The organism is Methylophaga sp. UBA2689, assembly GCA_002354555.1.
GTDB lineage: Bacteria > Pseudomonadota > Gammaproteobacteria > Nitrosococcales > Methylophagaceae > Methylophaga.
Genome location: DELT01000089.1, coordinates 1 through 7,999, shown reverse-complemented (window position 1 = coordinate 7,999; position 7,999 = coordinate 1). Strand labels below are relative to the sequence as shown.

The following is a 7,999-nucleotide window of genomic DNA, read 5'->3' as shown; positions in this document are numbered from 1 at the left end:
AGCCTAGTTACTGTGATATGGGACACAGATCGGATATTTCAAGTCATACATACTCTGCCATGCGTTTATAAATGAGGGAATAACAGACCTTAACATCGAAAGTAGTCACTAGCCTGACGATCAAAAATGGGTTATCTTCAAGGCTGATTTTAATCGAATGTTTCAGGCTGTAGGTACAAATGACCGTGAGTGAGACTTTATCAGAATTTTCGGGCCTTAAGGTGATGGTCATCGATGACAGCAAAACGATTCGCCGCAGTGCCGAATCCCTGCTGCAGAAAGCAGGTTGTGAGGTTCTTACCGCGGACAATGGTTTTGAGGCGTTGCCTATAATAAGCGGGCAGCATCCCGATATCATCTTTATCGATATTATGATGCCGCGCCTGGATGGCTATCAAACCTGTGCCTTAGTGAAAAATAATCCTAAATACCGCGATATTCCCGTGGTAATGCTATCCAGCAAGGATGGATTGTTTGACCGTGCAAAGGGGCGGGTTGTTGGCGCAGAACAGTATCTGACAAAACCTTTTACCCGCGATGATTTACTGGATGCGATACGGACGCATTTGTTCGACAAAAACAAGGACGCTTAGGTTTTTATGGCTTTAATCTTAATAGCCGATGACTCGCCAACTGAAGTGTATGTGTTACAGAAAATGTTGGAAAAAAATGGTCACGAAGTGATTGTGGCTACAGATGGTGAGCAGGCAGTTGCAATGGCGCAATCTCAAATGCCTCAATTAATTTTGATGGATGTGGTGATGCCCGGTTTAAATGGTTTTCAGGCGACTCGCAGATTAACAAAAGATGCCGCCACATCGCATATTCCCATTGTTATCGTCTCCTCCAAACATCAGGAAACTGATCGTATGTGGGGCATGCGACAAGGCGCCCGGGGCTATCTTGGCAAACCCGTCGCCGAAAATGACCTGATATTACAGATTAACGAATTAGTGGAAATCTCAGCATGACCACAATGGACAATCCGGCAGATATCATTGCTACCCTTAAGGATATTGAGCGACGCAGTCAGCAGCGTATGGCGGGCTTATCCCAGCAGGATAATATGGAGGGCGCCTGGACCGCTATCGGCTTCCGTCTGGAAAATTTACATCTGCTTATTCCTCTCAGCCAGTCCCGAGAAGTTTTCCCGCTACCATTACAGATCACCCCTGTTCCTAAATCACAGCCCTGGGTCGTTGGCATAACCAGCCTGCGGGGTGATCTTTTACCGCTAATCGATTTGAACCTGTTTTTGCATGGTAGCTCTAGCCCAGCGGATAAACGCAAACGCGTTATTGTTTTGAACCATCCCGAGTTTTTCACTGGATTGATAGTGGATGAGGTTTTCGGTCTGAAACATTTCCAACGCCAACCTGAACCGGCAGATGCCAGACAGCATTTACATCTTAAACCGTATCTGCAGGGCCGACTTTACCAGCAAGAAACCTATTGGCACGTATTCAGCCTGCTTAAACTGGCTGAAGATCCAAAATTTTTGAATGCAGCCGCTTAACGATTTTATTTCAGGACATGCCCTATGAACGCCACCAGTAAACTGTTTTTTTCTTCGCTGCTCAGCGGCAAAAATCTGTTTTACCTTATCTTGATAATTCTTTTCAGTGGCTTGACGCTCGCCGGTATCTGGTTATTGGTGTCCGGACAATATGTACTGGTTTATCCCGATCCACTGGTCACAGCTGCAGCCAGTGGTCTAAGCGTCATTTTGGCGGTGGTATTCGCGTTGATGGTGGCGTATCAGCCATTGCGTAAAATCAAACAATCCATGGATGAAATGGAGTTACAGAACCGCCATAACCAGGACGCGATTTTGCGACTGCTGGATGAAATGGGCGATCTGGCCGATGGTGATCTGACCGTCACCGCAACTGTTACTGAAGATATTACCGGGGCGATAGCAGATTCCGTGAACTACACTATCGATGCATTGCGCAGTCTGGTGGCTCAAATCAACTCGACTACCTTGCAGGTTGCTTCTGCCGCTCAGGAAACCCAGGCTACGGCCTTACATCTCACCGATGCCAGTGAACATCAGGCCCAACAGATTTCCGAAGTCAGCTCGGCCATTACCCAAATGGCCGCTTCTATCGAGCTGGTGTCTGAAAATGCCACCCAGTCTTCTGAAGTTGCGAAGCAATCAGTAAGTCTTGCCGTACAAGGTAACGGTGCGGTGAAAAAGGCTATTCATGGCATGGACACCATTCGCGAACAGATTCAGGAAACGTCCAAGCGGATGAAACGGCTGGGAGAAAGTTCGCAGCAAATCGGTGAAATCGTTGAACTGATCAATGACATCGCAGAACAAACCAATATTCTGTCCTTGAATGCGGCGATTCAGGCCGCTATGGCCGGTGAAGCCGGTCGTGGTTTTGCGGTTGTTGCGGATGAGGTTCAGCGACTGGCGGAACGTTCAGGCAGTGCCACTCGCCAGATTGATGCGCTGGTACGTACCATTCAAAGCGATACCAGTGAAGCCATCAGTTCCATGGAACAAAGTACCGCTGAAGTAGTTTCCGGAGCACGCCTGTCGCAAGACGCCGGTGCCTCGCTGGAACAAATTGAAACCGTCTCCCAGCAATTAGCCGAACTGATTAACAATATTTCCAGCAATGCCAAACAACAGGCAACAGCGGCGATTGGTACGTCAGAAAATATGAGTGTGATTCAGGAAATCACCATGCAGACGTCAACCGGTACCAATGAGAGTGCGGCGGCAATCGGCAGACTGCTTGAACTGACAAATGAGCTGCGTAAGTCAGTCTCTGGTTTCAAATTACCCTGATGCAGCCTGAGCTGGTGGAGAAGCGAATATGACCCAATCCAGAGGCAACTACAATGCTCTGACATGGCTGCAGGATGAATTGCAGAAGTCTCTCGCTGCGTCATTACAATCGGTTCAGACCTATATTGATGATCCGCAACAATCAGAATCGCTGAGCCGTTGTGTAGAGCATCTTTATCAGGTGAACGGTACGCTGGAAATGCTCAATCTGGATGGCGCACAGATGCTTGCGGCTGAAATGCAGTCCATCGCGGGTTATATGCGTTCATTCCCGGAAGATAAACAAAACTCAGCATTGGAAACGTTAACCCGTGGCTTGATTCTGTTGCCGACGTATTTACAGAAGGTAAATGAGAAGTTTCCAGACAATGCTTTGTGTCTGCTGGACTCAATAAATGAATTAAGATTATTGAGAGACAAACCCGCTATTGCTGAAACCGATGTGTTTACCCCGGATTTATCCATCAGTCTTCCGGACAGCATTGCCCCTAACCCGGCTCACACAGCTCCCCCTCTAGAGCTGGAAAGACATAAAATAGCGCACGTATTTCAACACTTGCTGTTGACCTGGATGCGCGAACAGGACGATAAAAGTCTGCGTAAGATGCGTGGCATTCTGCGGCATTTACGGCTGCAATGTTTGCAGGAAAAAACCACGCTTTTCTGGTGGGTTGCTGAGGCTCTGCTCGAAGGTCTGGCACACCGAGGCATTCGCGATGATTCCAGCGCCAAACAACTTATTGGCAAAATGGCTTCGCCGATTCGACTGGTCTGTGAAGGCGACGAAAACTCATTACTGGCCGGTTATCCCGAAACCCTATTGAAACAGCTATTGTTACTGGTTGCCCGTTCAAGCAGCTATGGACCTTTAGTTACCGGCGTGAAAGCAAGTTTTGGGCTGACATTCTACGATCAGGCTTCACAATTAATCGGTCACAGCGATGCAGCATTACAAGAAGCGCAAAATGCCCTGCTTGAGCAGCTTGAAGAACTGAAAGAGCGTATCAGTCAGTTCGATACTGCCGAAGACCAGGCTGATGAAGCCGTTAACGATATTAGCCTGCAACTGTTGAGCATGGCAGATACGCTGACGCTTTTACAGCATCAGACCCAAAGTGATTATTTACATAAACAACATACGGCACTGCAGAAATGCCTGGCGACTGATAAGTCCTATCATGATCAATTGACCAGTCTGGCTGATGACTTATTGCAAATCGAAGCGTTACTCAGAAAAACCGATGCAGCTGACGCGATTCATCGCCAGTTGCAAAAAACTGTATTAACCGAGTGTCTTAATGAGTTGGCCAGTGTTAAAGAACTGTTGATTCTTCAATCAAGTCATCAGACGGACAATGATGAAACAGTTCAGCAAAATCTGGCAAATAGTTTAAACATGCTGGCCGGCAGTCTGGATGTACTGGATATCAGTAAAGCATCACAACTGTTTTCTTCATTGGCAACTAAGTTTAATCAGGATGCTTCATCGTTCAATGATCCGAAAGCTCAACAGGATATGGCCGAAATACTAGCGTCGGCGGAAATCTATCTGGAAAACCTGCACCAAACCGGTCAGGCCGACGAAAATATTCTGCAAACAGCCCTTCAGACATTGCAACATTTTGGGCAAAGCACTGAGCAAACTGATGAATTGCAGCTACCCGAGATTGATTTTTCTGCCGATAAGTCCATTGAGGACGAAGTTAGTGCTGAAGATGAGAAGTTAAGCTCGGTTGATTTGTATCTCAGATCGCTCGAAGATAAAGCGGCAGATATCGATGCCTCTCAGCTCAGTATCGCTCCACCGGATCAGGAATCTTTTGCAGCGCAAGATATCAGCAACTCAGAAGAGCAGGTTGAGGCGTTGGAACTGCCAGAGATTGATTTTTCTGCCGATAATTCCAGTGAAGTCTCCGCTGAAAAAGCTGAACCTCTGAAATTGAGCTCTGTCGATTTATATATTGAGGCGCTCGAAGACAGAGAAACTGACACTGAAACGTTGCAGTTCGAAGATTTCCAGCCGCCTGTTGCAGACCTCAGTGAGACTATCACTGCAGATGAACCATTGGAGTTACAGGATTATCAGTCCACGGACATCAACTTTGATCAGGCAGAGTCCGAAACGTCCGAGCCAGTTGCTTTTGAAGATCAAATACCTTTTTCTGCTGAATCTGCCGACTCCTCCGAAAGTAGCGATAGCTATATCTCCGGAAACTGGCAATTTGAAGAGCATATCAATCCTGAAATCGCTGAAGTTTTTGTTGAAGAAGCCAATGAAGTTTTAGACGATTTGCAGCAACTACTGCCTATTTGGAGCGAAACGCCGGAAAATGGCGATCTGCCAACTATCCGCCGTCATTTTCATACCCTAAAGGGCAGTGGGCGGATGGCTGGTGCAACCACCATTGCCGATATGGCACAAGCAGTAGAACATTTATTGAATCAGATTTTAGAAGATGCTTTACCTGTATCGGATGAAATCATGGCGTTAGTCATGGAAGCAGTTCCGGAAGTTAACGACTGTTTAGGTTTATTCACTCAGGCACAATCCGATTTCACTGAATCTGCAGCAGCATTAACCATACTTGCACAACAACTCACTGAACAGGAAAGTGTGTTGGATAGTGCCGATGAAGATGAAGAAGACAGAGCTTTACGAGATATTTTCTATCAGGAAGCAGAACAGCACCTGCAAAATCTATTTGCTGAAACAGCTGTTTTACAAGTCGGCAAAGTCATTAATAAATCCATGCTCAGTGCAGCACATTCTCTCAAAGGCTGTGCCAATATTGCCGGTGTCAAACCCGTCGCCATAATTGCCACTCAGCTCGATCAGACTTTCCGTAACCTTTATCACCAGCAACAAACGTTCACTGAAAAATCTATCAGCGAATTGAATGACATCGTAATGGAATTAAGTCAGTTGTTGCAGGCAGTAAAAACAGGGGAAGACGAGCCAGATATTCGTCTGCTGGATCGGCGAATTTTTGAACTTTGTCCGAAAAAGTCAGAACAAAGCCACACTGCACGACTGGACCCGGAACAGCTGGTCAGCTTTCTCGAAGAGACTGATGGACTTTTAAATGAGTACAGCCAGCAACTTGCTGCATGGCAGCAAACGGATAGCGAGCCTCCCTTAGCATTACAGCAGACATTAAACTCTCTCGCAGAAAATGCCGAAAATAGCGTACTGCCTCAACTGGCTGCTCTTTATCAGTTAATGCAACGTCTCATCTCACATCCCCAAAGCCGAAGCGAGAATTTAAAAGTCCTGCTAGAAGAAGCATTGGAAATTGTTAATGAACAGATTGAGGCGCTGATACAGCATAAGACACCAGCCGATTTCACCCTCTTCCGTGAACAGATTCGTGCCACTTTGACAGCGTTTGATACTGTTTCCACGGTTGAAGTTGATCCGGAAATTCTGGAAGCGTTTACCGAAGAAGCTGCTGAATTATTAGTCTCAACCGATCGTGCCATCAAACAATGGCAATCCGAACCGGAAAATCCAGCAGGCCCAATGCAGTTACAGCGCGACCTGCACACCCTTAAAGGTGGTGCAAGACTGACGGCAACCATGGCTATGGCAGATTTGACTCATCAGATTGAAACATTGGTGCTGTCCGTTACTGACCAGCAGGAAACACCAGACGATGGTTTTTTCAGTTTGCTGCAACGCTGCCAGGATCGGCTAACCGAAATGCAGGAACAGCTGGCGAGCCGGTCTGACATTCCTGCAGCCAATGATTTACTGCAAGAAATTCAACAGTATTCGGGTTATGTACCGGCAGATATTGATAATAGGGATACGTTGACGCAACCAGCTTCAACTGCTGAACAACTTCCTGCCGAAGCCAACAGCTTTCACAAAGCTCCAGCCGATAATGCTAAATCCAGCAGCTCACAAAGCTCGGAAAAAATCCGGGTACGAGCCGACCTGTTGGATTATCTGAGCAATTTTGCCGGTGAAGTCAGCATCACCCGCGATCAGGTAACCCAGCAGCATGGTGTCATGCATCAGCAGCTTGAGGAAATGGAAGAAACTGTTTCCCGTTTACATGAGCAATTACGCAAACTGGAAATTGAAACCGAAACCCAGATCCTGTATCGCTATGAAGACACTGTTCAGGATACCAACACCGAATTTGATCCATTGGAACTGGATCGTTTTTCGACTATCCAGCAGTTATCACGCAGCCTGACCGAAACCGTTAACGACTTGAATAATATCAGTCGTTCAATGGGTAACGTGATGCGCGAAACCGATATTTTGCTGCTGCAGCAATCCCGGCTGAATACTGATTTACAGCAAGGCTTGATGCATACCCGCCTGCTACCATTTAATTCGATAGTGCCACGTCTGGAACGGATAGTCCGTCAAACCAATAGTGAATTAAATAAACAATCTCAATTACTGGTCAGTGGTGCAGATTTGGAACTGGATCGCACTATCCTGGATCGGCTGGTGGCACCGATAGAACATATTCTTCGCAATGCTATCGCCCATGGGCTGGAAACTGCCGACGAACGTTCACAACAGGGAAAAGAGCAAACGGGTCGGTTACAGATCAACATGCAACGTGAAGGTTCGGAGGTCGTCATCACCATAGCTGATGATGGTCAGGGACTGAATATTGAAAAAATCAAACAGCGCGCCATCTCGCAGAACCTGATTGATCCAAATAATATTCCTAACGAACAGACACTGATCCAGTTGATTCTGACATCGGGGTTCAGTACAGCCGACACTATCTCTCAATTAGCCGGTCGTGGTGTCGGTATGGATGTTGTCAGTAACGAAATCCGGGCACTGAAAGGTCGTTTATCAATCAGCTCTCAACCTGGTAAGGGCACACAGTTTCATCTGCGTCTGCCATTAACGTTGTCGGTTATGCAGGCATTGTTGATTTCGGTTAATCAACAGCAGTTTGCTGTGCCGCTATCAGCTGTCAACGCCGGTGAACGCATCAGCATTCAGCATATTGGCGAGTTGATGGCTCAGCAGAAGCCTACCTATACTTTCCATGGCGAACATTATGACTTTATTCCACTCGGTAATCTGCTTGGTCAACCTTTAAATCTACTGGAAAATCTGTCCCACCAAATGCCGTTACTGTTATTCCGTAGTGGTGATATCAAAATTGCCCTGGCCGTTGACAGTATTGATAGCAATCGGGAAATCGTTATCAAATCAGT

The 7,999-nt window shown here is 46.7% G+C and carries 5 protein-coding genes; all 5 read left to right on the top strand.

Annotation, left to right across the window (positions count from 1 at the left end; translation table 11 throughout):
- Positions 1-185 precede the first annotated feature (185 nt).
- Positions 186-593: a twitching motility response regulator PilG gene (pilG, locus tag B3M51_RS10390; protein ID WP_292358204.1), complete on the top strand. Its 408-nt coding sequence runs from the start codon at positions 186-188 to the stop codon at positions 591-593.
- Between the two features lie 6 nt (positions 594-599).
- Complete coding sequence (gene pilH / locus B3M51_RS10385) at positions 600-971, top strand: twitching motility response regulator PilH (RefSeq protein WP_292482635.1); 372 nt, start codon at positions 600-602, stop codon at positions 969-971.
- A complete protein-coding gene (locus B3M51_RS10380) occupies positions 968-1,516 on the top strand; it encodes a chemotaxis protein CheW (protein WP_292412752.1) in 549 nt (182 codons plus the stop codon). Before pilH ends, B3M51_RS10380 begins: the two co-directional genes overlap by 4 nt.
- Before the next feature lie 24 nt (positions 1,517-1,540).
- Complete coding sequence (locus B3M51_RS10375) at positions 1,541-2,803, top strand: methyl-accepting chemotaxis protein (protein ID WP_292482637.1); 1,263 nt, start codon at positions 1,541-1,543, stop codon at positions 2,801-2,803.
- A gap of 28 nt (positions 2,804-2,831) precedes the next feature.
- Positions 2,832-7,999 (top strand): chemotaxis protein CheA (locus B3M51_RS10370; RefSeq protein WP_292758969.1); only part of this gene is annotated, 5,168 nt, incomplete at its 3' end.